At 62.3% G+C, this 26227-nt stretch carries 28 protein-coding genes; 16 read left to right on the forward strand and 12 right to left on the reverse strand.

The features are described 5' to 3' along the window. Positions 1–5 precede the first annotated feature (5 nt). Positions 6–1235, reverse strand: coding sequence for a GNAT family N-acetyltransferase (locus FJ548_RS06115; protein ID WP_140777313.1), 1230 nt, complete (start codon positions 1233–1235; stop codon positions 6–8). Positions 1236–1327: 92 nt separating this feature from the next. On the opposite strand from FJ548_RS06115, the gene FJ548_RS06120 reads away from it, so the two are divergent. Further along, a complete protein-coding gene (locus FJ548_RS06120; RefSeq protein WP_140777315.1) occupies positions 1328–2386 on the forward strand; it encodes a polysaccharide deacetylase family protein in 1059 nt (352 codons plus the stop codon). Between the two features lie 19 nt (positions 2387–2405). Here the strand turns inward: FJ548_RS06120 and FJ548_RS06125 are convergent, their stop codons facing one another. Further along, positions 2406–2621: a DUF2842 domain-containing protein gene (locus FJ548_RS06125; protein ID WP_140766629.1), complete on the reverse strand. Its 216-nt coding sequence runs from the start codon at positions 2619–2621 to the stop codon at positions 2406–2408. Positions 2622–2773: 152 nt separating this feature from the next. Between FJ548_RS06125 and FJ548_RS06130 the strand changes: the two genes are divergently transcribed. Continuing rightward, positions 2774–3865, forward strand: a complete 1092-nt coding sequence (locus FJ548_RS06130; RefSeq protein WP_140777317.1) for a COX15/CtaA family protein — start codon at positions 2774–2776, stop codon at positions 3863–3865. Positions 3866–4153: 288 nt separating this feature from the next. Here the strand turns inward: FJ548_RS06130 and argC are convergent, their stop codons facing one another. Both argC and speB read right to left on the reverse strand, forming a co-directional pair. Continuing rightward, positions 4154–5080, reverse strand: coding sequence for an N-acetyl-gamma-glutamyl-phosphate reductase (argC, locus tag FJ548_RS06140; protein ID WP_140777319.1), 927 nt, complete (start codon positions 5078–5080; stop codon positions 4154–4156). Positions 5081–5109: 29 nt separating this feature from the next. After that, positions 5110–6114 carry an agmatinase gene (gene speB / locus FJ548_RS06145; RefSeq protein WP_140777321.1) on the reverse strand — a complete coding sequence of 335 codons (1005 nt, stop codon included), beginning with the start codon at positions 6112–6114 and terminating at the stop codon, positions 5110–5112. A 121-nt stretch (positions 6115–6235) separates the two neighbouring features. Between speB and FJ548_RS06150 the strand changes: the two genes are divergently transcribed. Next, positions 6236–7441, forward strand: coding sequence for an acyltransferase (locus FJ548_RS06150; RefSeq protein WP_140777323.1), 1206 nt, complete (start codon positions 6236–6238; stop codon positions 7439–7441). Positions 7442–7527: 86 nt separating this feature from the next. Beyond that, positions 7528–8586: a glycerophosphodiester phosphodiesterase family protein gene (locus tag FJ548_RS06155; protein WP_140777325.1), complete on the forward strand. Its 1059-nt coding sequence runs from the start codon at positions 7528–7530 to the stop codon at positions 8584–8586. A gap of 278 nt (positions 8587–8864) precedes the next feature. Here the strand turns inward: FJ548_RS06155 and rpsI are convergent, their stop codons facing one another. The 5 genes from rpsI to FJ548_RS06180 form a co-directional block, all read right to left on the reverse strand. Further along, positions 8865–9347 (reverse strand): 30S ribosomal protein S9, encoded by a 483-nt coding sequence (gene rpsI, locus FJ548_RS06160; RefSeq protein WP_140609507.1) that lies wholly within the window; start codon positions 9345–9347, stop codon positions 8865–8867. Between the two features lies 1 nt (position 9348). After that, positions 9349–9813: a 50S ribosomal protein L13 gene (gene rplM, locus FJ548_RS06165; protein WP_010915638.1), complete on the reverse strand. Its 465-nt coding sequence runs from the start codon at positions 9811–9813 to the stop codon at positions 9349–9351. A 252-nt stretch (positions 9814–10065) separates the two neighbouring features. After that, positions 10066–10464, reverse strand: a complete 399-nt coding sequence (locus FJ548_RS06170) for a type II toxin-antitoxin system HicB family antitoxin (RefSeq protein WP_140777327.1) — start codon at positions 10462–10464, stop codon at positions 10066–10068. A gap of 17 nt (positions 10465–10481) precedes the next feature. Next, entirely contained in the window at positions 10482–10673 is a 192-nt protein-coding gene (locus tag FJ548_RS06175) for a type II toxin-antitoxin system HicA family toxin (RefSeq protein WP_140777387.1), read from the reverse strand. Between the two features lie 61 nt (positions 10674–10734). Beyond that, positions 10735–11184, reverse strand: a complete 450-nt coding sequence (locus FJ548_RS06180) for a PaaI family thioesterase (protein WP_140777329.1) — start codon at positions 11182–11184, stop codon at positions 10735–10737. 154 nt (positions 11185–11338) lie between these two features. Here FJ548_RS06180 and FJ548_RS06185 point away from each other — a divergent pair, with 154 nt between their 5' ends. From FJ548_RS06185 to FJ548_RS06210, 6 genes are all read left to right on the forward strand, one after another. Further along, a complete protein-coding gene (locus FJ548_RS06185; protein ID WP_140777331.1) occupies positions 11339–12163 on the forward strand; it encodes an enoyl-CoA hydratase in 825 nt (274 codons plus the stop codon). 2 nt (positions 12164–12165) lie between these two features. Continuing rightward, on the forward strand, positions 12166–12588 hold the full coding sequence (locus tag FJ548_RS06190; RefSeq protein WP_140777333.1) for a VOC family protein: 423 nt from the start codon (positions 12166–12168) through the stop codon (positions 12586–12588). A gap of 119 nt (positions 12589–12707) precedes the next feature. Beyond that, positions 12708–13466, forward strand: a complete 759-nt coding sequence (locus FJ548_RS06195) for a GNAT family N-acetyltransferase (protein ID WP_246678569.1) — start codon at positions 12708–12710, stop codon at positions 13464–13466. Beyond that, on the forward strand, positions 13463–13984 hold the full coding sequence (locus FJ548_RS06200; RefSeq protein WP_140777335.1) for a CoA-binding protein: 522 nt from the start codon (positions 13463–13465) through the stop codon (positions 13982–13984). The genes FJ548_RS06195 and FJ548_RS06200 overlap by 4 nt, the downstream gene beginning before the upstream one ends. Before the next feature lie 201 nt (positions 13985–14185). Further along, positions 14186–15466 (forward strand): O-acetylhomoserine aminocarboxypropyltransferase, encoded by a 1281-nt coding sequence (locus FJ548_RS06205; RefSeq protein ID WP_140609495.1) that lies wholly within the window; start codon positions 14186–14188, stop codon positions 15464–15466. 6 nt (positions 15467–15472) lie between these two features. Beyond that, entirely contained in the window at positions 15473–15817 is a 345-nt protein-coding gene (locus FJ548_RS06210; RefSeq protein WP_140609493.1) for a cupin domain-containing protein, read from the forward strand. Between the two features lie 44 nt (positions 15818–15861). Here the strand turns inward: FJ548_RS06210 and FJ548_RS06215 are convergent, their stop codons facing one another. Next, complete coding sequence (locus tag FJ548_RS06215) at positions 15862–17112, reverse strand: cytochrome P450 (RefSeq protein ID WP_140609491.1); 1251 nt, start codon at positions 17110–17112, stop codon at positions 15862–15864. A 214-nt stretch (positions 17113–17326) separates the two neighbouring features. Next, positions 17327–17917, reverse strand: a complete 591-nt coding sequence (locus tag FJ548_RS06220) for a hypothetical protein (RefSeq protein ID WP_140777337.1) — start codon at positions 17915–17917, stop codon at positions 17327–17329. 340 nt (positions 17918–18257) lie between these two features. Between FJ548_RS06220 and clpP the strand changes: the two genes are divergently transcribed. From clpP to FJ548_RS06240, 4 genes are all read left to right on the forward strand, one after another. After that, complete coding sequence (gene clpP / locus FJ548_RS06225; RefSeq protein ID WP_027028064.1) at positions 18258–18887, forward strand: ATP-dependent Clp endopeptidase proteolytic subunit ClpP; 630 nt, start codon at positions 18258–18260, stop codon at positions 18885–18887. A gap of 295 nt (positions 18888–19182) precedes the next feature. Next, positions 19183–20457: an ATP-dependent Clp protease ATP-binding subunit ClpX gene (gene clpX, locus FJ548_RS06230; RefSeq protein ID WP_140609487.1), complete on the forward strand. Its 1275-nt coding sequence runs from the start codon at positions 19183–19185 to the stop codon at positions 20455–20457. A gap of 272 nt (positions 20458–20729) precedes the next feature. Beyond that, entirely contained in the window at positions 20730–23141 is a 2412-nt protein-coding gene (gene lon, locus FJ548_RS06235) for an endopeptidase La (protein ID WP_140777391.1), read from the forward strand. Positions 23142–23337: 196 nt separating this feature from the next. Then, positions 23338–23610: an HU family DNA-binding protein gene (locus FJ548_RS06240; RefSeq protein WP_140609483.1), complete on the forward strand. Its 273-nt coding sequence runs from the start codon at positions 23338–23340 to the stop codon at positions 23608–23610. An 84-nt stretch (positions 23611–23694) separates the two neighbouring features. Here the strand turns inward: FJ548_RS06240 and FJ548_RS06245 are convergent, their stop codons facing one another. Then, positions 23695–24717, reverse strand: coding sequence for an aldo/keto reductase (locus FJ548_RS06245; RefSeq protein ID WP_140692583.1), 1023 nt, complete (start codon positions 24715–24717; stop codon positions 23695–23697). A gap of 164 nt (positions 24718–24881) precedes the next feature. On the opposite strand from FJ548_RS06245, the gene FJ548_RS06250 reads away from it, so the two are divergent. After that, a complete protein-coding gene (locus tag FJ548_RS06250) occupies positions 24882–25448 on the forward strand; it encodes an SIS domain-containing protein (RefSeq protein WP_140692580.1) in 567 nt (188 codons plus the stop codon). A 3-nt stretch (positions 25449–25451) separates the two neighbouring features. Beyond that, positions 25452–26195 carry a creatininase family protein gene (locus tag FJ548_RS06255; RefSeq protein WP_140777339.1) on the forward strand — a complete coding sequence of 248 codons (744 nt, stop codon included), beginning with the start codon at positions 25452–25454 and terminating at the stop codon, positions 26193–26195. The last annotated feature ends 32 nt before the right edge of the window (positions 26196–26227 follow it).

The following is a 26227-nucleotide window of genomic DNA, read 5'->3' on the forward strand; positions in this document are numbered from 1 at the left end:
CGAGCTTAGCTGTCGTCCTCGCCAGCCGCGGGTGCTGCCTGTCCGGCTGACTTACGGCGCAGCATCTTGGCCAGCTTCCAGATCGCCGGGCTATTCTTGATGAAAGCCTTCAGCCGTGCATTCTGGCGAAGCATCAATGCCAGCGCACGGCCCTTCAGCGTCAGCGGGACCAGCACCTCGAAATGCTGCGTTTCGATATCGCACCATTGTCGCTTGTAGGGCTCGTCGCCGACGGAGAAATCATAGACCGCGAAACCCGTCTCGCAGGCCTCCTGGATGTTGTCGAAGAACAGGAAGTCGCCGGGACTGGTGTGCGCGAGATCGTCCTCGGCGATCGCTCCGAACTCGCAGATCAGCCGCCTGCCCGAGCGGCTCGATCCGGTGATGGCGCGCAGCTTGCCGGCAATCTCCAGTCCGTGCAGCACGAAAGGAGGCTCGGGCTGGTCCAACGCCTGGGCAAACAGCTCTCGGAAGAAGGCGCGCGTCGGATCGTCCCCGAAGACGTTGGCAATGCCCATCTTGCGAAAGCGAAGCTCCTTCATCTCGAAGAAGGCGTCGAGCAACCGCTCCACCTCGTCCGAGCTGCGAGCCTCGATGCGGCGGTGGCTGCCGACGGCCTCGAATTTGCGGGTCTGCGAACGATGCTTCTTGCGTTTGCGCTTTCCGCCGGCGCGCAGCAGCAACGCATCGAAGCCTCCGGCAAGGTCGGCGGCCAGCGAAAGATTGGGGCTGGAAAAACGTGCAAGCGACGCCAGCGGATTGGCGATATCATCGAGCTTGGGCAGCAAGCGTTCCAGCGCGATGAGATCGATGTCCGGACGGGATTTGGCGACGGCCGCAAGCATCGAACGGATGGCGGCGACATCCGCATTGGCCAGCCATTGCGGGTCAGCGGCCGCGAAATTGCCGTTGGCGTGCCGGCCGCCCATGAAACGGGCGACTCGGAACCGTCCCTGGTTCACAACTTCCAGCGCCAGTGCGAAGACCGGCTTGCCTTCGAGAGCGAGCGTAGCCACGAGGAGTTCGGGCTTGACCTGCGCGGCCCAGTTCATGACCCAGGTCGCGCCCTGTGCCGGCGCACAGACCGCCGAGCGGCAGAACCTCGCATAGGCCGCCAGCCCCTCGGCGCCCGCGACCGAGATCGATGGCCCGGCGGCACCCCCAGGCAGGGCGCGTGGTGATGCCTCGGTCGCCGCAAGCCGATTGCCGTCAAATGGCGCCATTGCGTCAACCATACCTCAATCCTTAAGGCGTATTGATCCCGATTTGGGGGGGGCGCTCAGGCGTGTTCCGTGCTTGGATCAGCCTAGGCGCAAAAGGTGAATGAATGATCGACGGTGGGGAGGCTATCCGAAAACTGGCGCTCAACGTCGCGCGCTATACCGGCCTCGCCCCATTGGCCAGACCGTTTGTCGGCGGCATCGGCGCCATCCTGATGCTGCACCGCGTGACGGCGACACCCGAAAAGCCGGATAGCGCAAACCGGCACCTCAACATCGCGCCCGGCTTCCTCGACGCCGTGATCGCCGACATGAAGGCCGGCGGCTACGCCTTTGTCTCGATGGACGAAGCCGTGGAGCGCATCAAGGCAGGCGGCAAGGGCGGCCGCTTCGCCACCATCACCGCCGACGACGCCTATCGTGACAACATGACCGAGGCGCTGCCGGTGCTGGAAAAGCACGGTGCGCCGATCACCATCTATGTCGCCCCGGGACTGATCGACGGCACCGCCGATCTGTGGTGGGACGTGATCGAGGATATCGTCAATGCCTGCGACCGGCTGACGCTGGCGACCTCAAATAGTCCGATCGTGATTGATTGCGCGACCCCCGCCAGGAAGCGTCAGGCCATAGCCCGGTTGCATGCTTACCTCGCCACCGAGGTCCGCGAGGAAGACCTTAGGACTGTGCTGCGCGATCTGGCCACTTCCAATGGCATCGACGCGGATGCTCCGCGCCTGCGGACCCTGATGAACTGGAATGAGATTCGCACTATTTCCGCGCATCCGCTGGTGACGATCGGCGCCCATACGATCAACCACAGCAATCTGAAGCGGCTTTCCGAGGCCGATGCGCGACACGAGATCGGCGCCGTGAAGGATATGTTGCGGGCCAGGCTCGGCAGGGTGCCGCGCCATTTTGCCTACCCTTATGGCTATGCAAGCGCCGTCGGCTGCCGCGAAGTGGGCTTTGCCCGCGAGGCCGGCTATGCCTCCGCCGTGACGACCCGCCATGGTGTGCTGCGCGCGGAACATGCCGGTTTTCTCCACGCTTTGCCTCGCATTTCGGTCAATGGCCGCTACCAGAGCCTTGCCCATATCCGCACCATGCTGTCGGGCGTGACGACGCCGCTCGCCAATGCCGGCAAAATGGTCGTCACCGTCTGACGGGCTGCCAAGGCATGGCTCAGCGCTTGGCGCGTGGCTCCAGCATCAGCCACTTGATGATGCCCATGGCCGGCAGAACCCAGAGCAGGCCGCTGAGCAGAAAGAAGAAGAAATGCACCCACGCGCCCGATTCCGACAGGCGGGCGACCGCGAAGATCGATGCGACCAGCGCGTAGATGATAACCAGCGCCACCAGCAGGAACATTCCGATCAGCTTTTTCACGCGAATGGGCATGGCTTGGCCTCGTTGATCGCTATCGCTTAGGCCGAACACACGGCACGCGCAACCCGTGACAGGCGGCGCGACGGCGTGCCGCGCCGCCCGGTCTTGCCAGCAGGAATGCGATGGTCCACCAATCCGCGACATCAACCTGCCGGGATAGATTTATGGCCGCCATCACTGCTGCCGCGCCTTACCAGGCCCGTGACCGCGACCTGCACAACCGGGCGCTGGTGCGCGGCTGGCTCTACGTCGTGCTTCTGGTGCTGTTTGCGTTGGTGCTGGTTGGCGGCGCGACGCGGCTGACCGAGTCCGGCCTGTCGATCACCGAGTGGCAGCCGATCCATGGCGTCATCCCGCCGCTCAACGACGCCGAGTGGCAGGAGGAATTCCAGCGCTATCAGCAGATCCCGCAATACACCGAGCTCAACAAGGGCATGACTATCGAGGCATTCAAGTCGATCTTCTGGTGGGAGTGGGCGCACCGTCTGCTGGCGCGCAGCGTCGGCCTGGTCTTTGCCTTGCCGCTGCTGTTCTTCTGGGTGACGCGCCGGATAGAGCGCGGGCTCGGACCGAAACTTGCGGGAATTCTTCTCCTCGGCGGCCTGCAGGGCGCTATTGGCTGGTGGATGGTGGCCTCAGGCCTGGTCGACCGTGTGTCGGTGAGCCAGTACAGGCTGGCCACGCACCTGACGCTGGCGGCACTGATCTTCACCGCGACCATGGTCGTCGCCCGCGGGCTGGCGCCGCATTCCGAGCCCGCCGCCGATCGCTCGACGCAGAGATTGGCCGGTTTCTTCGTGCTTCTGGCGCTGATCCAAATCTATCTCGGCGGCCTGGTCGCCGGTCTCGACGCCGGTATGAGCTACAACACCTGGCCGCTGATGGATGGCAGGATCATCCCTGGCGATCTGCTGATCCTCGAGCCGGTATGGCGCAACGTCTTCGAGAACCCGAAGACGGTGCAGTTCATACATCGCCTCGGCGCCTACACGATCTTCGCCGTCGCGCTCTGGCACATGATCACCACGCGCCGTCGGCTGCCCGGCTCAACCCATGCCCGCCGCGCGACGCTGCTGTTCGTGCTGGTGCTAGTGCAGGCCTCTATCGGCATCGGCACGCTGCTGATGCAGGTGCCCCTGCATATGGCGCTGACGCATCAAGGGTTCGCGCTGGTTGTGCTCGGTTTTGCCGCCGCCCATTGGCGCGGCACCAAAGGTGCCTATCCGCTCCCGCATGAGGTCGCGGTCAGGAACTGATCCGAGCCGGGTCAAAGGTCACATCCAGAATTCGTTCGACTGCGTGGTCCTACCGCCGTCGAATTCGGCCTGCGACGCTGCGGCGGACGGTGCGGGCTGGCCTTGACCGCTTTCGCAGCCGTGTCCGCTTCGCCGCGCAACTCGTCGGCGACATCGTCGAACGGTTTGAGCGCCTATGGCCGGCGAGCCGTCCTCGAACCGCACCTTCCAGCTACGGCTCGTAATGGTCTTGGCAATGAGTTCGGGCGCGCTGACCCTTCCAGCGCGCCGAGAAGGCGGATGCGTCCATCAAAGGCCGAGCATCAGGTCCATGTTCTGGACGGCCGCACCCGAGGCGCCCTTGCCGAGATTGTCGTAGACCGCCAGCAGCAGCGCCTGCGCTCTGTCGTCGTTGGCGAAGACATAGACCTTCATGCGGTTGGTGCCGTTGTAGATCTCGGGATCGATCTCCGGCATGCGTTCCAGCTGGGCATACGGAGCCACTTCGACCACGCCGCCCTCGATGGCGGCGAAATGGTCGGCAATGGCCGCATGCAACTCCGCACCCGTCGGCACATAGTCGAGGCCGCCGAGTTGCAGCGGCACCACCGTGATCATGCCTTGGGCAAAATTGCCGACCGCCGGCTGCATGATCGGATCATGCGACAGCTTCGCGTAGGCCCGCAGTTCCGGCACATGCTTGTGCTGCAAGGTCAGGCCATAGGGCAGAAACTCCGAGGCATCCTCGCCCTTGACGACGTAGTCCTCGATCATCGGACGTCCGCCGCCCGAATAGCCCGAAATGCCGTTGACTGTGATCGGGAAATCGGCCGGCAGCAGACCGGCGGTGACCAGTGGCCTGAGCGTCGCGATCGGCCCCTGCGGCCAGCAGCCGGGATTGGCGATGCGCTTCGCCGTGGCGATCTTCTTCGCCTGCTCCTTGTCCATTTCGGCGAAACCATATTCCCAGCCTTCGGCGACACGATGCGCGGTCGACGCATCGATGACTTTGGTGGTGTCGTTGGTGATCAGCGAGACGCTTTCCTTCGCCGCATCGTCCGGCAGGCACAGGATCGCGATGTCGGCGGCATTGAGGAATTCGGCGCGCGCCGCCGTTTCCTTGCGGCGCTCGGCAGGAATGGAAATGATCTCGAGGTCGCCACGCTCGGCAAGCAGCGCCCGGATCTGGAGGCCGGTGGTGCCGTGCTCGCCGTCGATGAAGATTTTCGGTTTCATTGCCTGATTAATTCCCTGAAGTTTCAAGATTATATGCCGTTACCGTGATTCACGGCGGCGCCGTTGTGGCCATTATTCAATTCTTCCTGTCGCGCCTTCCGCTCCGCCAGCAGACCGAGATATTGCATGGCGATCATCGAGCCGGCGATCGCCGTAATATCGGCGTGATCATAGGCCGGCGCAACCTCCACCACATCGGCGCCGACAATATCGACCTGGTTGAGCTGGCGCAGCGTCGACAGGATTTTCGCCGAGGATGGCCCGCCGGCAACCGGCGTGCCGGTGCCGGGCGCGTAGGCGGGGTCGAGGCAGTCGATGTCAAAGGTCAGATAGGTCTTCTTGCCGCCGGTGCGGTCGACGATGGCGTAGGCGATGTCGGAGGCGCGCATCTCCTCGATCTCGTGGCCGTAAAGGATCTTGATGCCGAACGTGTCGGGCGCATGGGTGCGGATGCCGATCTGAATCGAACGGTCGGGATCGATGATGCCCTCGTTGACCGCGCGGCCGACGAAGGATCCATGGTCGATGCGCTTGCCGTCATCGGGCCATGTGTCCTGATGGGCGTCGAACTGTACCAAAGCAAGCGGTCCGTGGATGGCGGCATGCGCCTTGAGCAGTGGCCACGTCACGAAATGATCGCCGCCGAGGGTCAGCAGGAAGGCGCCTGACTTCAATATCTTCGACGCTTCGCGTTCGATCGCTGCCGGCGTCTTCTGATGGTTGCCGGAATCGAGCAGGCAATCGCCGTAGTCGACCACGGCGAGATGCTCGAACAGGTCGCGTGAGAAGGGGTACTGCGGATCATTGTCGAGGATCGCCGAGGCACGACGAATCGCCTGCGGCCCGAAACGGGCGCCGGGCCGGTTGGTAACGGCGGCATCAAACGGAATGCCCCACACCACCGCGTCCGCGCCTTTCACATCCTTGGTGTACCGACGGCGCATGAACGACAGCGCGCCGGAATAGGTCGGCTCGAACGCGGCGCCCGTTTTGGAACGGGCGGTGAAGGCGTGATCGATGTTCTTGTTCGCCATTACGAATCCTCGTTTTTATCGGGTGCAACAACTACAGAACCGGCATGGAAGATGCCAGTCATAGCTTGGGGAGACGAAACGGCGCCGCCCGGGTGCCACGGCAACACAGGATTGTATCATCATGACGCAGACCGCGTTTCTTGGTCCGTCCGATGCCGTAGTGTCGACCCACACCGGCACGATCGCCGGCGAACGCTTCCAGGTGCTTGATTCGTGGCGCGGCATCTGCGCCCTGCTGGTGGCGCTGTTTCATTTTCCGACCGCTTCGGCGATCTCGCAGAGCGGCTTCATCGGTTCGTCCTATTTGGTCGTCGATTTCTTCTTTGTCCTTTCCGGCTTCGTCATTGCCAGCAGCTACGCCAATCGGCTGAGCCAGCCAGCCCAGCTTGCCCGCTTCGCGCTGGTGCGTTTCGGCCGAATCTACCCGCTGCATCTGCTCATGCTTGCCGCCTTCGCGGGGTTCGAACTGCTGCGGCTGCTGTTGCCGGCACTGCATGGCACCGGCGCCGCACCCTTCACCGAAGGGTTCGATCTGAAGAGCCTGCTTGCCAATCTTCTGTTGCTGCAGGGTGTCGGCTTCGAGGATCGACTGACCTGGAATGCACCGAGCTGGAGCATTTCGGCGGAGTTCTTCGCCTATCTCCTGTTCGCGGGCGTGGTGTTCGTCGCCGGCGCGCGCGCCTGGGTGTGGTTCGTCGCCGCTGCCGTCACCGCGCCGTTGTTCCTGCTCGGCTTCTCCACGCATCATATGGATGTGTCCTACGATTTCGGCTTCATCCGCTGCCTCTACGGCTTCTCGCTCGGTGCCCTGCTTGCCTGGTTTCAGCATGATTCCATTGCAGGGGCGCGACAGTTCCTCGCCAGCAGCCGGCGGATGAACTGGACGCTGGCTGAAATTGTCATGGTGGCGGTGATCGTCGTTTTTGTCTCGCTGGCGGGCGACAATGATTTCGGCATCGCAGCACCCCTCGTGTTCGCGCTGGCGCTGTTTCTCTTCGCCCATGAAGGCGGCTGGATTTCCGCTATGTTGAGGGTGCCGTTCATGCTGACGCTCGGCGCGCTGTCCTACTCGATCTACATGGTCCATCTCTTCGTCCAGGCGCGCATGATCAACCTCGCCGGGCTCGTCGGGCGCAAGCTCGACCTCGATCTTGTCGGTGACATCGTCCTGCGTGGCCAACCCGCGACGGGGTTCGGTGCCGGCTGGGCCGGGACGGTGGCGATCGTCATCATGCTGGCCGCCACCATCGCGGTGTCGTGGATCACCTGGCGCTTCGTCGAAACGCCGGCGATGGCGTGGTTCCGCCGCGAATCGAAGCGCCTCTGAGGCGAGCATCCGCTAGCCGGCTTCGTTCACCTGCCTGTCACGGGCATCGCCTATCCGGATATCGATCCGGCAAGGAGCGATTCTCGATGCGGACCCTTTGGCTGAGCCTTCTGTTTTCCACGGCGCTTGTGGCATCTGCTGGCGAGTCAGTGGCCGGCGAAACCCGCGCCAGACAAATCCTCGACCGCTTCGAAAATGCCAACCAGTGGCGCGACCCTGTCATGGTGGCCGCGCATCGCGCCGGCAGCATGCAGGCCGGCAAGACGCTCTACGCGGAGAATTCGCTTGCGGCTGTCGAGGGCTCGATCGCCATGGGCGCCGAGATCGTCGAGGTCGATATCAGGCGCTCGAAGGACGGCGAGTTCGTCGTCATGCATGACAGCTGGCTCGATCGCACCACGACCTGCAAGGGCGAGGTGGTGAGGTACACGCTGGCCGAACTGAAGACCTGCCGACTGGTGGTCGAAGGCACTCGCGCCGTCACCGACGAGCGGGTCTCAACGCTGCGCGAGATGCTGCTGGCGACCCGGGACAGGATCCTCATCAATCTCCACAACAAGCTTGAAGTCGGCGACCTGCCGGGCATGATCGCGGTCGCCCAGGATCTCGGTATGGCCGACCAGGTCATCGTCAAGGAGAACCTGTGGAACCAGAGCCGGATTGCCACGGTGAAGACCGCCATGGCCGCGATCGGCGGCGGCTTCCAGTTCATGCCGATCATCGCCGATGACGCGGTGCACGATGCCGGTTTCGCCGAGACCGTCGACCATTCTTTCTCGCCGCGCGCGATCGAGTTGATCAACTGGCGGGCAGGCGCCGAGACGCTGACCGCAACCGGCGGACCGCTGTTCAGCACGCGCATGCGGGCGGCGGCGGTGCGGGGCAACTGGCACATCTGGGCCGATACCTACGCCATCGTCAACAAGCCCGGCGGCTTCCTGGCCGGCGGCCGCGGCGACGAACTGGCGGTGCAAGCCAGCCTGCCGCGCGAAGCCTGGGGGTTCTGGGTCGACCGCGGCGCCAGCATCATCCAGACCGACGAGCCGAAGGCGGCAATCGACTGGCTGGCGGCGAACGGCTATCGCGTGCCATATGCGGACGGAGCGCGGCCTGCGGAGCAGGCGCACACGGCGAGCATCAACTAAGCAATCGAACGCCGGCTCGTCACCTCTCCCGGCGCTTCGTGCCGACCTCCCCATCGAGAGGAAGTGGAAGGGTCGCGGCAAATTCTCCGCCCCGGAATGGACCGCAAGAGCAGCAGGTTTTCATATCGAGCGGGCCACGGGTGGCACCAAGCGTGACGCCACCTATGAGGAGGCCACGAAGGTGGGGTTCGGTGATAGCGCGACAATGACCGGGTGCGCATAACAAAACAAAAAGGCCGCTCGGAGGCGGCCTTTTCGGTATCGGCAGTTCGAAACGCTTAGCGCTTCGAGAACTGGAACGAACGACGGGCCTTCGCCTTGCCGTACTTCTTGCGCTCGACGACGCGGCTGTCGCGGGTCAGGAAGCCGCCCTTCTTGAGCACGGCGCGCAGCGCCGGCTCGTAGTAGGTCAGCGCCTTGGAGATGCCGTGACGCACCGCGCCGGCCTGGCCGGAGAGGCCGCCGCCGACGACAGTGGCGACGATGTCGTACTGGCCCGAGCGGTTGGAGGCGATGATCGGCTGGTTGAGGATCATCTGCAGGACCGGACGCGCGAAATAGGTCGCGAATTCCTTGTCGTTGACGACGATCTTGCCGGAACCCGGCTTCACCCAGACACGCGCGATGGCGTTCTTGCGCTTGCCGGTGGCATAGGCGCGGCCCGATTTGTCGAGCTTCTGGACGTGGACGGGGGCCGCGGCCTGTGCGTTGGAGTTGCCGGTGGCGGCGCCCAGTTCTGCGAGCGAGGAAAGCTCAGCCATCTTATGCGACCTTCTTGTTCTTGGAATTCAGCTTGGCCACGTCGAGGACTTCAGGCTGCTGGGCGACGTGTGGATGCTCCGCGCCTGCATAGACGCGCAGGTTCTTCATCTGGCGGCGGCCGAGCGGGCCACGCGGGACCATGCGCTCAACGGCCTTCTCGACGACACGCTCGGGGAAACGGCCCTCGAGCAGCTGGCGCGCGGTGCGCTCCTTGATGCCGCCGGGATGCCCGGTGTGCCAGTAATAGACCTTGTCGGTGAACTTCTTGCCGGTGAACACCACCTTGTCGGCATTGATGACGATGACATTGTCGCCGTCGTCGACATGCGGGGTGAAGGTCGGCTTGTGCTTGCCGCGAAGATGATTGGCGATGACAGTGGCGAGACGGCCGACGACGAGACCCTCGGCGTCGATCAGGATCCACTTCTTCACCACATCCGCAGGCTTCTGCGAAAAGGTTGTCATGTTTTCTGCTTTCGGTTCTGACCTTCACGAGGAAGGCGTTTCTTGTTGCTTGGATTGCCGAAAGGCCCGTGCCCGTCGGCAATAACAAAACGGCGGCCGTTGCGGGCCGCTGCTTCGTGAGGGGCTTATAGGCGAGGGGCGGCGCAGCGTCAAGGCGCATTGAAAGTCTTGCGTCAGAGAAAGTATCGCCAAAACATGTAGTTAGATGAGAGGTATTATTTTACCGCATCGATTTGGCGTGGCCTGCCGCGCTTAGTGCTTTGCTTCAATCTCCTTGCGGGCCGCGCTTGAGAGGAAGGCTGATCTGGTAATGCCGCGTTCGCGCGCGGCCGCGTCGATGGCCCGCAATACGCCGCGCTCGAAGGTCACATTTGCCCGGACGACGGCGCTGTCATTATCGATGAGCGGTACAGAAACCAGATAGCTGCCTCCAGCGAGTGCGCTGCGTATGTCGGGAAGCGCGACAATCGCTTCGTGGCTGGACGGCTCGGGGACGGGCATATCCTCCGCCCACAGTTGCAGTGCTTCGGTCGCGTTCGGCACGATGTCCTTGGCTTCGTCCGCAGCCGAAAAACAGCCGGGAATATCAGGAAAGCGAATGCCGAACGCGCTATCGGCATCCTTGTCGACCAATACGAAATAATTCTTCATCCTAGTCTCCAAACCGTTCACGCGGTCCTAATCCAGCCCGCTTGCTTGGCGATCGCACGAGCTGTGCCGGTTGGCAGATCCTTTTCCGGATGGGGAACAATCAACACGATCTCGCCTTTGCGGAACTTGTGGTGTGAACCGCGCACCGAGATCAGCTCGAACCCTTCATTCCTCAGGCGTTTCACGATTTTACGACTATCACGCTCCAGCAAAGGTCACCTGTGCGCATATATATACACATTAGAGAAAAATCCAACATCACGTAAGTGATTAAGCTCGTCTCGGCGGGATCGAATACGTACCGGTGGCATGCGCCACCGTCTGCCGCGCCGGCCCGGCGACGATATCGATGTCGAACACCATCAGGTTCTTTCCCAGCTTCAGGATGCGGCAATGGCCGTCGATCGGCCCGGCCTCGGCCTTGCGCACGAAGTTGATGTTGAGGTTGGTCGTGACCGAGAGCGCGTCCGGCCCGGCATGGCTGAGCACGCAGACATAACCACCGATGTCGGCCAGCGTGAACAGGGCAGGTCCGGACACCGTGCCGCCGGGACGCAGATGCCGTTCGCCGGCATTGAGCCGCACCGTGCAACCGCCGGGAAATACGTCGATCGCCTCATAGGCGGTGGAATTCTCGTTGAGTTGCGGAAAGACGGTTTCCATCAGCGCGTTGATCTGCGCTGCGGTCAGCACCGGCTCGAGTTTTGTCTGGGCGGGCATGTCGGTCTCTCATTCTGCGACAGGCCTGTATGGGCGCAGCCGGGCGTTTCTGGCAACACCTTCATCCGGCTGGCGCAAGCGATGGGTGTTGGATGAAACCCGATCCGGTATTAGATACTCCGGCAGCCCGATCGGAATCGCGGAGACCCTAGCCATGGCCGAAATCCTTGCCATCACGCCTGCAGCCGCCGAGGAGGGCCCGGTCACGACGAGCCTGGATAGGGGCGTGCTGCGCCTGACGCTCGCCAACCCCCCCGCCAACGCGCTGTCGCTTTCCGTAATGACGGCGCTGACCACGGAACTCGACCGCGCCAAGGCGGACAAGGCTGTTCGCGTCATCGTGCTGTCGGCTGCCGGCAAGGTCTTTTGCGCCGGCCATGATTTGAAGGAGATGACCGCGCGCCGCTCCGATGCCGATCGCGGCAAGGCCTTCTTCGAAGAGACGTTCGCCGCTTGCGCCACGCTGATGCAGGCGATCGTGCGCCATCCCGTGCCCGTGATCGCCGAAGTCGACGGCCTGGCGACCGCCGCCGGCCTGCAACTGGTCGCGAGCTGCGACCTGGCGATTGCCTCGCATGAGGCGACCTTCTGCACCCCAGGCGTCAACATCGGCCTGTTCTGCTCGACGCCGATGGTGGCGCTGTCACGCAATGTCTCTCGCAAGCAGGCGATGGAGATGCTGCTCATCGGCGAGACGATCGACGCCGCGACGGCCAAGGAATTCGGCCTGGTCAACCGCGTGGTGCCGCGCGAGTACCTGAATCAGATTGTCACCAAATACGCGCAAACCATTGCTTCCAAGTCATCTCTGGTGGTGAAGACCGGCAAGGAAGCCTTCTACGCGCAGGCCGAAATGGGGCTGGCGGATGCCTATGCCTATACCGGCCGCGTCATGGTCGAGAATATGCTCGCGCGGGATGCGCAGGAGGGCATTGGCGCCTTCATCGGCAAGCGTAAACCGGAATGGATGGACGACTAGCCGTGGAGCCGCGTATCTCCATCATCACCATCGCTACGGATGATCTCGACCGGGCAGTACGCTTCTATGAAGCGATGGGCTTGAAACGCCATGCCGGGATTACCGACGGGGTAGCCTTCTTCCAGATGGGCGGTGCCATTCTCGGCCTGTTCCCGCGCGCCAGCGCCGAGGCGGATTCCGGGATCACTTTTGCTGGGGCTCCTTCCGCCATCTATCTCGCCTACAACACCCGCTCCGATGCCGAAGTCGACGAGGTGCTCGCCTTGGCGGAGCAGGCTGGCGGGCGCATCGTCAAGCCGGCCGGCCGCGCCTTCTGGGGCGGCTGGTATGGCTACTTCGCCGATGCGGACGGACATGTCTGGGAGGTGGCACACAATCCGGCCTTTCCGATCGCAGAAGACGGCACGATTTCGCTGCCTGATTGATGGCTTACCGCAAGCAGCTGACGCGGCTCAAGGCACGTATCTCAAGCGCATTTTGCTCGATGCCGAGCGCGTGGCTATCCGCAGGCCTTCATGGAGGAAGCGCTGAGGGAGGACGACGCGTGACTGTCGAGGATGACCTCAACTGGCGGGTCGAGCAGGCTTGCCGCGAGGGTTGGCCGGCGGCAACCGAGACGGTCGTCGAAGGCTGGCTTATGAGGCGCTCAGGTGGCAGAATCCGCCGCACCAATTCGGTCAATCCGCTACGCGGCAACCGGGCAGGGCCGGCGGAAGCTCTTGCCTCTGCCGAGACCTTTTATGCCGGTTATGGCCAGATACCGTTGTTTCGCGTTCCCGGTGTCGCCGGCGAGATGGATGCGGTTCTCGACCAGCACGGTTATGCCGTCGAAGGCGGTACGATCCATCTCTACGCCGATATCGATGCGATGGCCCGGGTGCGCGACGAAAAGGTCGTGATTTCCGCCACACCGGGCGAGGACTGGTTCGGCGCGCGATTTCGCATGAGCGGCTATGACGATGCCGATCGCCGCATCCTTCGGGAGATGACCGGGTTGATCGTCGGCGACCGCGCGTTTGTGTCCTGTGAATACGACAGCGAAATCGCTGCCCTGGCCTATGGTGTCATCCGCGATGGGCTGCTTGTGGTGGAATCGGTTGAAACGGATGCCCGCTTCAGGCAGCAAGGCCTCGGCCGCAGGACCGTTGGCAGCCTGATCGATTGGGCGCGGCGGGCAGGCGCCACGGCTGCCTGCTTGCAGGTCGTGGCAGACAACGTGCCCGGGCGTGCACTCTACGCTTCGCTCGGCTTCAACCGCGAACTCTACCGATACCACTACCGCAGGAAGGCAGTTGCCCAGTGAACCACGACACCTATGACAATGCCCATATCGGCGGCATCCTCAATTCGGTGAAGACCATCGCCATGGTCGGCGCGTCGGCCAACGACGTGCGGCCGAGCTATTTCGTGCTGAAATATTTGCTGGCCAAGGGATTCTCGGTGTTTCCGATCAATCCCGGTCAGGCCGGCAAGGAAATCCTCGGCCGGATGACCTATGCCAGGCTGGCCGATGTGCCCGAGCCGATCGACATGGTCGATATCTTTCGCGCACCGCCAGCGGTGCCGGGTATTGTCGACGAGGTGTTGCGGCTCGATCCTTTGCCCAAGGTCATCTGGATGCAGCTTGGCGTACGCCATGACGAGGCCGCCGCGCGCGCCGAGGCCGCCGGGATCAAGGTGGTGATGAACCGCTGCCCCAAGATCGAGTACGGCAAGCTGTCCGGCGAGATCGGCTGGACCGGTGTCAATTCCGGCGTGCTGTCATCGAAAAAGCCGTTGATGCGCCAAGGCTTCCAGAGTTTTGGTGTGCGCCAGAAATGACGCAACCTGAAAACCGGGATCGCTTTTTTCGCAAGAGATTTTGGTCAAGCGCTGATGCGCAAAAATTTTCCGGGATGCGATTGAGTTTCCCCCGCGTTCATCGCAGATCGCGCGCCGAAAGGCATTTTCTTCTTTGCATTCCGGTCCGGGCTTCGCCAAGAATGCCTGGCGAATTTTGAGAAATTCTCGAGGGAGGTTTCAGTGATCCGTACGCCCGGTTTCAATACGCTCGCCGTCCACGCCGGCGCCAAGCCCGACCCGGCTACTGGCGCGCGCGCCACGCCGATCTACCAGACCACCTCCTTTGTCTTCGACGACGCCGATCATGCCGCATCGCTGTTCGGGCTGAAGGCCTTCGGCAACATCTACACCCGCATCATGAACCCCACCCAGGCGGTGCTCGAGGAACGCGTTGCCGCGCTCGAGGGCGGCACGGCTGCGCTTGCCGTCGCCTCCGGCCACGCCGCGCAGGTGATCGTGTTCCACAATCTGATGCAGCCGGGCGATAATTTCGTCGCCGCCAACAAGCTTTATGGCGGTTCGATCAACCAGTTCGGCCATGCCTTCAAGAATTACGGCTGGGAAGTGCGGTGGGCCGACACCAACGACGTCTCCACCTTCGAGAGTCAGATCGACGACAGGACCAAGGCGATCTTCATCGAGAGCCTCGCAAACCCCGGCGGCACTTTTGTCGATATCGAAAAGATCGGCGAGATCGCGCGCAAGCACGGCTTGCCGCTGATCGTCGACAACACGCTGGCCTCGCCCTACCTGATCCGGCCGATCGAGCATGGCGCCGACATCGTCGTTCATTCGCTGACCAAGTTCATCGGCGGCCACGGCAATTCGATCGGCGGCGTCATCGTCGACGGCGGCACCTTTGACTGGTCGAAGTCCGGCAAATACCCGATGCTGTCGGAACCGCGCCCTGAATATGGCGGTCTCGTGCTGCACGAAACCTTCGGCAATTTCGCTTTCGCCATCGCCGCGCGCGTGCTCGGCCTGCGCGATCTCGGACCTGCGATCTCGCCCTTCAATGCCTTCCTCATCCTGACCGGTCTTGAAACCTTGCCGCTGCGCATGCAGCGCCACTGCGACAACGCGGTCACGGTCGCCGGCTGGCTGTCAAACCATCCCAAGGTCGCCTGGGTGAATTATCCAGGCCTGCCCAGCGACAAGAACAACGCGCTGCAGAAAAAGTACTCGCCCTTGGGCGCTGGCGCCGTGTTTACCTTCGGCCTCAAGGGCGGCTACGAGGCCGGCGTCAAATTCGTCGAGGCGCTGGAATTGTTCTCGCATCTGGCCAATGTCGGCGACACCAAATCGCTCGTCATTCACCCCGCGTCGACCACGCACCGCCAGCTTTCGGACGAGCAGAAGGTCAAGGCCGGCGCCGGCCCGGACACCGTGCGGCTTTCCATCGGCATTGAGGACGTCAGCGATATCGTCGCCGACCTCGAACAGGCGCTCGCCAAGGTTTGATCGCTGATGTCTAGCTTTCTTTCCGTCGACACCAAGACCGTCGAGCCCGAATCTGGCGCGCCGGCGCCGGACCGGCTGATCTCGGGCGATCCGAAATTCCGCACCTGGAACGTCGAGGAGCGGGACGGTGGGCTCTACGCAGGTATCTGGGAATCGACGCCGGGCAAGTGGCGCATCGTCTACGACGAATGGGAATTCTGCCACATCCTGTCTGGCGTTTCGGTTATCGCGGAGGACGGTGGCGAAGCGCGCACCGTCAAGGCCGGCGACAGTTTCGTTCTGCGGCCGGGCTTCAAGGGCAGCTGGGAAGTGCTTGAAACGACTTGCAAGGAGTATGTGATCAAGCTGTGAGCTGTTTTGGCCGGGAACTCGCGCAACCTCGGGCCCGCGATCGTTCAGAAGCCGACGGCGAGCTTTTCCAGCCCATGGAAGTGGTAGGTGTCGCGGAAGCGCGGTTCCTCGGCAAGATGCAGTTGCGGGTGCCGATCGAACAGCGTCTTCAGCGACACCTGCAGCTCCAGCCTGGCCAGCGGCGCGCCGATACAGAAATGGATGCCGGCGCCGAAGGACACGTTCTTCTGGTCCGCACGATCCGGCCGGAAGGCCAGAGGTTCGGCGAAGCCGCGCGGATCGTGATTGGCCATGCCAAGCAAAAGCCCGATCGTCTCGCCCGGTTGCACGATGATGCCCGGGGCGATCTCGATCTCCTGATAGGCATAGCGCGTGAACATATGCAGCGGCGCGTCGAAGCGCAGGCATTCCTCTACGGTAGCAGCGGTTCCTTCGGGCGACGTGAAGAAGCGGCGCGGGTCGCCGCTCTGCGCCAGGATAGAGCGCACCGCGTTGCCGGTCTGATGCACGGTCGCTTCATGCCCGGCATTGAGCAGCAGGATGGCAGAGGACACCATCTCGTCTTCCGATAGTTTCTGGCCGTCCTCCTGCGCCGAGATCAGCAGCGACAGCAGGTCGTCGCCCGGGTTCTTGCGTCGCTCGATGACGTAGCCGCGCAGGAAATCGGAGAACTCGCGTGCCGCGCGGTTGGCGGTGTCCTCGGTCTCGCGGGTACGGCCATGGATATACATGGCGACCATTTGATGTGACCAGTCGAGCAGTTGCGGCCCCATCTCGACCGGCACGCCGAGCATTTCGGCGATGATGGTGATCGGCAGGGGAGAAGCGAAGGCCGGCAGCAGGTCGACGGTTTTCTCTCCTTCGAAACAATCGATCAGCTCGTGGGCGAGGGCTTCGACACGCGGCCGCAGCCGTTCGACCTGGCGTGAGACGAAGGCCCGGTTGACCAGTGTCCTCAGCCGCGTGTGCACCGGCGGTTCCAGTTCGAGCATGGAGTTCGCCTCGATGCCGTCGAATGCCTCGAGATGGCTGCGGTCCTCGCCGATGCCGCGGCTGTCGGGAATGCCGGCCGGGTTCTGGCGGCCGAAGCGGCGGTCGCGCAGCAGCCGGTTGACATCATCGAAGCCGCCAAAGCACCAGAACCCGAACTCCTCCCAGTAGAACGCATTCGAGACGCCATGCAGGAAGGCATAGGCCTCGTACGGGTTCAGGAAGAAGGCCGGCCCGTGCGGGTCGAGCCTCAGGTGGCGGGTCGCCGGATCAAGGGCAAGGTAAGGAAGTGCCGGTTTGGTCATTCCAGACCAATAGCGCGGCTTGCCAGCTTGGTTCCAGACCGTATGTCGCGCCCAATGAACTAAGTTTGGCGGACCAGTCGATTGAGCCGGCCGGTGCGCTGCGGAAGGCCTGGACGGACGAGTGCGATTGTCGTCAGCGCGGGCAGTGGCGATATCGCCGGCCCTGAAGACATGGCTGCGGGCCGAGGTCCGAGCGCGCCTGCCTGAAGCTGAATTAGTCCTGGCAATGCCGGGGAATATGCACGCGCCGCCAGCCCGAAGAGCCTTCCCGCACCAGCACGCGCCGCGCGATGGTCTGGTAGGACGCAGGAACATCGGTGACGCGCCTTTGCTCCGGCTGCACCAGCACTTCCTCGGCGATTTGGTCATATTGCGCCGGGATGACGATGCGGCGGGTACGTTCCGCCTGGATCACCACCGTCTCGGCGACGCGTTCGTAGCGCGCCTTGTGCCAGATCTTGCAGAGCACGCGGCGCCCATGGATGACGCGCCACTCCCAGGAATAGCCGCCGCCATCGACCTTCGCGGTGTGGTAGACGGTGCGGGTGATCGCGGGCACGACTTCGTAGCTCACCTGTGTCGGAACGGTCATCACCACGCGTTCGCGCGTGCCATAGATGGGTGGGGTGTAGTCGACCTGCTGGCCCGGCGGGCTTATCATCACGTCTTCATAGACCGTGTCGTAGACGGCCGGTGCGCGCACCGGTTCATAGCACTCGACAGCGCGGCCACCGGCTGCCGTCTGCGACGTCGTGCCGAGCATTGCCAGCCCGGCAACGGCGAAGGACGCGCTTCTGCTGAGCATCACATTCCCCCTGTTTGAACTGCAGGCACAAGTTCAACATTGAATTGTAGGGTAAGCGGTCCTGGAGAAAAGCGGTTTCCCGCATCTCGTTAAGTGACGCGGTTAAGAAATTGCTACGTTGGCGGCGGGTTGATTGTGCGGCTGTGGCACGGCGGAGGCTGTCATTGCAACGAATCCTGGCCGTAAAGCTTGATTCGCCTTACCCAGATGGCTAGGACGGGTCGGCCTTGCACAAGGATGAGCCGGCATCCTATCTACGCAACAACGATCCAGAACCGATTCTGCCCGACTTGCCAGCATTCCCGGCGCCGGAACCCCACCGCGAGATAAGAGATAACTGATGAAGAACCCCGTCGAAACCTACATGAACCTCGTTCCGATGGTGGTCGAACAGACCAATCGCGGCGAGCGGGCCTACGACATCTTCTCGCGCCTCCTCAAGGAGCGCATCATTTTCATCACCGGACCGGTCGAGGACGGCATGGCGACGCTGGTCTGCGCGCAGCTTCTGTTCCTCGAAGCCGAGAATCCGAAGAAGGAAATCAACCTCTACATCAATTCGCCAGGCGGCGTCGTTACCTCGGGCATGGCGATCTACGACACCATGCAGTTCATCAAGCCGGCCGTGTCGACCCTCTGTATCGGCCAGGCCGCCTCGATGGGTTCGCTGCTCCTGACCGCTGGCCACAAGGACATGCGCTTCGCCACGCCGAATGCGCGCATCATGGTCCACCAGCCGTCCGGCGGCTTCCAGGGCCAGGCGTCCGACATCGAACGCCACGCCCAGGACATCATCAAGCTGAAGCGCCGCCTCAACGAGGTCTATGTCAAGCACACCGGCAAGAGCTATGACGAGATCGAGAAGACGCTCGATCGCGACCATTTCATGACCGCCGACGAGGCGAAGGATTTCGGCCTTATCGATAAGGTCATTTCGTCGCGCGAGGCGGCCGAAGGGGCGCTGGCATAAAGGCTAATTGGCAACTGGATGGCACCATCACGCGCTTTTGGCGCGTCTTGCGGCATTTCGGCCACAATTGGCTGTTCCCTCGGGGATTGGGATTTGCCTACGTTAAGGCTATGTTGATTTTCGACGGCTTAGCTTTGTGTGGGGTGCTGCGAATCATTGCCACGTTTTCTGATTTGTGTTTCGTACGGAATACGTTGCGGGAGCCGGGACACTGGCGGCGGCGGATTCCCGCGATAGATTAAAGTTACGCCCTTTCAGCCAGACCATCGGCGGGCGGCCATGAAAGGACATGAAAATGCCTGCGAACAATACCGGCGGCGGTGATTCCAAGAACACGCTTTATTGCTCGTTTTGCGGCAAGAGCCAGCACGAAGTGCGTAAGCTGATCGCTGGCCCGACGGTCTTCATCTGCGACGAGTGCGTCGAACTCTGCATGGACATCATCCGCGAGGAGAACAAGACCTCGATGGTGAAGTCGCGCGAGGGCGTGCCGACTCCGCAGGAGATCCTCAAGGTTCTCGACGACTACGTCATCGGCCAGCCCTACGCCAAGCGTGTGCTGTCGGTGGCGGTCCACAACCACTACAAGCGCCTCGCGCATGCGGGCAAGAACAACGATGTCGAACTGGCCAAGTCCAACATCCTGCTGATCGGCCCGACCGGTTGCGGCAAGACGCTGCTTGCGCAGACGCTGGCCCGCATCATCGACGTGCCCTTCACCATGGCGGATGCCACGACGCTGACCGAGGCCGGCTACGTCGGCGAGGACGTCGAGAACATCATCCTGAAGCTGTTGCAGTCGGCCGACTACAATGTCGAGCGCGCCCAGCGCGGCATCGTCTACATCGATGAGATCGACAAGATTTCGCGCAAGTCCGACAATCCCTCGATCACCCGCGACGTGTCGGGCGAAGGCGTGCAGCAGGCGCTGCTGAAGATCATGGAAGGCACGGTCGCCTCCGTGCCGCCGCAGGGCGGCAGGAAGCATCCGCAGCAGGAATTCCTGCAGGTGGACACCGCCAACATCCTGTTCATCTGCGGCGGCGCGTTTGCCGGCCTGGACAAGATCATCTCGGATCGCGGCCGCAAGACCTCGATCGGCTTCGGCGCCATCGTCGCTTCGCCTGAGGATCGCCGCACCGGCGATGTGTTCCGGCTTGTCGAGCCGGAGGATCTGCTGAAGTTCGGCCTCATTCCGGAGTTCGTCGGCCGTTTGCCGGTCCTGGCGACGCTGGAGGATCTCGACGAGCCGGCGCTGATCCAGATCCTGACCGAGCCGAAGAACGCTCTGGTCAAGCAGTATCAGCGGCTGTTCGAGATGGAGAATGTCGACCTGACGTTCCACGAGAACGCCTTGTCGGCGATCGCCAAGCGCGCCATCGAGCGCAAGACCGGCGCGCGCGGCCTGCGTTCGATCATGGAAGCGATCCTGCTCGACACCATGTTCGAACTGCCCGCGCTCGAAGGCGTGCGCGAAGTGGTGATTTCGGAAGAAGTGGTGACCGGCAGCGCCCGGCCGCTCTACATCTATTCCGAACAGAAGGAAAAGAAGGGCAACGTCAGCGCGTGATATCGCACTTGATCCGATGTTTTTTATGGAACGGCGCCCTCGCGGCGCCGTTTTGCTGTGAGGGCATGCGACCTTTGCACTGGAGTGGATTGCGGCGATGTTAACTCTTGATCTTTGCCCCTCTTGCATCCACCTAACACGAGAAGGCCGAGGTGCCCGATTTCTGTGCTGTAAAACTCCCGTCACAAACGGTGGTAGGCGGAACGATCCCCGGTCGTTAATATGAGATTCGCGGTTGGCCTGATGGCGACCGCGACATGAAAGGTTGGACAATGGCCAAAATATCCAAGGCTCCCAGCGACGGCGTCTTCGCAGTCCTCCCACTGCGCGACATCGTGGTGTTCCCGCATATGATCGTTCCGCTCTTCGTTGGGCGTGAAAAGTCGATCAAGGCGTTGGAAGAGGTGATGGGTCAGGAAAAGCAGATCCTGCTTGCCACCCAGATGAATGCCGCCGATGACGATCCCGAGCCCGATGCCATCTTCGACATCGGCACGCTCGCCAATGTGCTGCAATTGCTGAAGCTGCCCGACGGCACCGTCAAGGTTCTGGTCGAAGGCGCCTCGCGCGCGAAAATCGTCTCCTTCACCGACCGCCCCGACTTCCACGAGGCCCGCGCCACGGCGCTGGTCGAGCCGGAAGAGGAAGAGGTCGAGGTTGAGGCGCTGGCTCGTTCGGTCGTCACCGACTTCGAGAACTACGTCAAGCTGAACAAGAAGATCTCGCCCGAAGTGGTGGGTGCCGCCAGCCAGATCGACGACTATTCCAAGCTCGCCGATACGGTTGCCTCGCATCTCGCCATCAAGATCCCTGAAAAGCAGGAGATGCTGGCCACGCTCTCGGTCAAGGAGCGGCTGGAAAAGGCGATGGGCTTCATGGAAGCCGAAATCTCCGTCCTGCAGGTGGAGAAGCGCATCCGCTCGCGCGTCAAGCGCCAGATGGAGAAGACCCAGCGCGAATACTACCTCAACGAGCAGATGAAGGCGATCCAGAAGGAGCTCGGCGAAGGCGAGGATGGCCGCGACGAGGCCGCCGAGATCGAGGCGCGCATCAAGAAGACCAAGCTTTCCAAGGAGGCCCGCGAAAAGGCGGAAGCCGAACTGAAGAAGCTGCGGACAATGTCGCCGATGTCGGCTGAATCGACCGTTGTGCGCAACTATCTCGATTGGCTGCTGTCGATACCGTGGGGCAAGAACTCCAAGGTCAAGCAGGATTTGGCCTATGCGCAGAACGTGCTCGACACCGATCATTTCGGCCTCGACAAGGTCAAGGACCGCATCGTCGAGTATCTCGCCGTTCAGAGCCGCCAGAAGAAGCTGAAGGGGCCGATCCTGTGCCTCGTCGGCCCTCCCGGCGTCGGCAAGACCTCGCTCGGCAAGTCGATCGCCAAGGCGACCGGCCGCGAATTCATCCGCATGGCGCTTGGCGGCGTGCGTGATGAGGCCGAGATCCGTGGCCACCGGCGCACCTATATCGGCTCGATGCCCGGCAAGGTCATCCAGTCGATGAAGAAGGCGAAGAAGTCCAACCCGCTCTTCCTGCTCGACGAGATCGACAAGATGGGCCAGGACTTCCGTGGCGATCCATCGTCGGCGCTGCTCGAGGTGCTCGATCCCGAGCAGAACTCGACGTTCATGGACCATTACCTCGAGGTCGAATACGACCTGTCGAGCGTGATGTTCGTGACGACGGCGAACACGCTGAACATCCCTGCGCCCTTGATGGACCGCATGGAGATCATCCGTATCGCCGGCTACACCGAGGACGAGAAGATCGAAATCGCCAAGCGGCACTTGCTGCCCAAGGTGGTGCGTGACCATGCCCTGCAGCCGAAGGAATTCTCCATCGGCGAGGACGCGATCCGCGCTATCATCCAGACCTACACCCGTGAAGCGGGCGTCCGTAGCCTGGAGCGCGAGTTGATGAAGCTTGGGCGCAAGGCGGTGACCGAGATCCTGAAGACGAAGAAGAAGACGGTGAACATCACGGCGGCGAACCTCGCCGACTACCTCGGTGTCCAGCGCTTCCGCTTCGGCCAGGTCGAGGCTGACGATCAGGTCGGTGTGGTCACCGGTCTTGCCTGGACGGAAGTCGGCGGCGAACTGCTGACCATCGAAGGCGTCATGATGCCCGGCAAGGGCCGCATGACGGTGACCGGCAATTTGCGCGACGTGATGAAGGAATCGATCTCGGCGGCGGCCTCCTATGTCCGCTCGAGGGCGATCGATTTCGGCATTGAGCCGCCGCTGTTCGACAAGCGCGACATCCATGTGCACTTGCCGGAAGGCGCTACGCCGAAGGACGGCCCGTCTGCTGGCGCCGCCATGGCTACGGCTATCGTGTCGGTTCTGACGGGTATTCCGGTCCGCGCCAATGTGGCAATGACTGGCGAGATAACGCTTCGCGGCCGCATCTTGCCGATCGGTGGCCTCAAGGAGAAGCTGCTTGCCGCGCTCCGCGGCGGCATCAAGAAGGTGCTGATCCCGGAAGACAACGCCAAGGATCTGGCGGAGATTCCAGACAACGTGAAGAACGGCATGGAAATCATTCCGGTCTCGCGGGTCGGCGAAGTGTTGCGCCACGCACTGGTGCGCATGCCCGAGCCAATCGAATGGGTCGAGCCCGTCAATCCCCCGGCCGCGACTGACACGGCGGATGACGCTGGAAAGTCGCTTGCGCATTAGAGTCTGCTAAAGTTGCAGCGCACAAACAGAAAGCCGGGCCTCGCGCCCGGCTTTTTCATGTTAAAATCCCCGGATTTCCGGGCTTTTTTCCACTTTTCCCGGGCTTTTCGACTTGGTTGCGGGAACGCTTCTTTCTAAAGTCCGTTTCCTGCCGGATGAGTCGTATGTTCCGGCGTTCTCATGGAAGGGAATTTTTATGAACAAGAACGAACTGGTGTCCGCTGTCGCCGACACCGCGAGCATTTCGAAGGGTGACGCGCAGTCGGCGGTCGATGCGGTATTTTCCGTGATCACCGGCGAACTGAAGAAGGGCGGCGATGTACGGCTTGTCGGCTTTGGCAATTTCACCGTGTCAAAGCGTGCGGCTTCGACCGGCCGCAACCCGCAGACCGGCGCTGAAGTGCAGATCCCGGCACGCACCGTGCCGAAGTTCTCGGCCGGCAAAGGCCTCAAGGACGCAGTCAACTAAGCGCGTTTTTTTCTTTTTTCAGAGACCAGAAAAGCCGGGCTCCCCGGCTTTTCCTTTTTATCTCTGCCTGGAGGCGGATGATTGTCATGCGGTTGGCGCATCCGCACGCATCAGACCTTCCTGTTTGAGGTCGGCCCAGAGGGCGGCGGGCAGTTTCGCGTCGAGCAGCGCCCGGTTGCTTTCTACTTCGCTCGGCCGCTGGCCGCCGGGGATCACTGAAACGACCGAGGGGTGCAGCAGCGGGAATTTGAGCGCCGCCTCGATCAGCCGCACGCCATGGCGTTTGCAGACAGCTTCGATGCCGGCGACCCGGTCGAGAATGTCCTTGGGCGCTTCGGAATAGTTGTAGTAGGCGCCGGGCTTTGGTCCCGTTGCAAGGATGCCGGAATTGAAGGGGCCGCCGAGAACGATGCCGATGCCGCGTTTCTGGCAAAGCGGCAGGAAGGACGTCAGCGCCTCCTGTTCGAGCAGCGTGTAGCGTCCGGCCAGCAGAAACAGGTCGAAATCGCCGCGCTCGGCCAGTGTCTGGGCAACCTGCCATTCATTGATACCGCCGCCGAAGGCCTTGATGACGCCCTGGTCGCGCAGCGACAGCAGCCCGTAATAGCCCGAGCGCATGAACTCCTCGATGCGCCGGTCGGACGCCTCCTTGCTGCCATGGGTGAAAATGTCGACATCGTGCACGAACAGGATGTCGATCCGGTCGACACCCAAGCGTTCGAGCGAGGCTTCGAATGAGCGCATGATGCCGTCATAGCTGTAATCGTACACCTCCTGACGCGACGGCGTGTCAAAGAACTTGCCTATGCCTGTGCGCTGCTCTGGCGGGCAGGCGCGCATGAGGCGTCCGACCTTGCTCGACAGCACGTAGTCGTCGCGCTTCTTCGAGCGCAGGAACGGATTGAGGCGTGTTTCGGATAGGCCAAGCCCATAGAGCGGCGCGGTGTCGTAATAGCGGCAGCCGGTCGCCCAAGCGGCGTCGAGCGTTGCATTGGCATCCTCGTCCGAGACGGCGCGATAGAGATTACCCAGCGGCGCGGTGCCGAAGCCGAGTTCTGTAAAGGTGATGCCGCCATTGCCGATGCGGTCGAAATGCCGTGTCTTCATATCTTAGAGGTGTCCCGGGTTGATTTGTCTGACATGACATTATCACGCCTGTGGCCCGGCAAAAGCGCTGCACAGCGTTGGACATGCATTTTCGCCGTTGCTAGCATGAACGAAATCAAGCTGTTCGTGGAAAAATCCGGGATGATTTCGAGCGCGGGTTTGCCGTGAGCGACCAGAACGAAAACCTGTTCAGAACCGCGCTCGACGAACTTGGCGCCGTGCTGGCGCGCGTGGATGAAGGCCGCATCGATGCCGCGTGCAATATGTTGGCCGATGCCGGGCGGATCGTCGTCTATGGCTGCGGCCGCGAGGCCCTGCAGGTCAAGGGTTTTGCCATGCGGCTATATCATCTGGGACTGCCGGTCTCGGTGGTCGGCGACATGACCACGCCGCCGCTGGGGCCGGGCGATGTTTTCCTGGCCAGTTCCGGGCCGGGAGAAACCTCGACGGTGCTCACCTTGATGCGCGTCGCGCACGAAGCCGGCGCGACAAATCTGCTGCTGACCGCTCAGTCTGGTGGTAGTGCGGCGCGGCTGGCTGACGCCACGCTGCTCATCCCGGCCCAGACCATGGCCAACGACCAGGGACCGCAAAGGACTTCGGTGCTGCCGATGGGCTCGCTATTCGAGGGGGCGCTGTTCCTGCTGTTCGAGGTGATGGTGCTGAAGCTCAAAGCCCTGACCGGTGCGTCGCCTGAAGCCATGCGCGCGCGCCACACCAACATGGAATAGATCATGCGCTATGAACTGATGCTGCCGCACCAGATCCGCAAGGCGATCGCCGAGAACTGGCCGGTCGTTCTGCCGCTCGGCGTGCTGGAATACCATGGCGAGCACATGGCCGTCGGCATGGACACGCTGGCCGTCATCAAGACGCTGGAACTGTTCGAGAAGGAGAGGCACATCGTCATCCTGCCGCCCTTCTACTATGGCGCGGCGAGTTACGCGGTGGCCCCCCCGGAAGGCAGTGGTTCGGTGCAGGTCGGCGGCAATCAACTGGCGCCATTCGGCGAGGAGCTGTTCTACGGCCTGCTGCGCATCGGCTTCCGCAACATCCACGCCATCATTCACCACCAGACCGAGAATTTCGCCGCCGGCATGCCGACCGATCTGGCCTTCAAGACCGCGGGCCGGCAGGCCATCTTTCGGTTTCTCGAAAAGGAGCGCGGCGAGGGCTGGTGGGGTTCAAACACCATGACCGATTACTATGCCGGCCATGCCAGGGGCGAGAATGTCTTCAACTGGGTGCAGGTGCATCCGCTGATGCCGGCCGCCATGAACGGCAAGTATCCGTTCGATCATGCCGGGATCGGCGAGACGTCATTGATGCTGGCGCTATGTCCGGAAGCTGTCGATGCCGCTCACTTCGCCGACAATACCGGCTGGTATACGGCGAGCGCCAAGGATGCCTCGGCGGAACTCGGGAACAAGGGCGTCGCCATGATCATGGATCACCTGCGCGCTGTCGTGAAGCCCTGACTCCGGTTTTTCAGCCGCTCCGCCCGGTAGTC

It is taken from the genome of Mesorhizobium sp. B2-4-17, assembly GCF_006441275.1.
GTDB lineage: Bacteria > Pseudomonadota > Alphaproteobacteria > Rhizobiales > Rhizobiaceae > Mesorhizobium.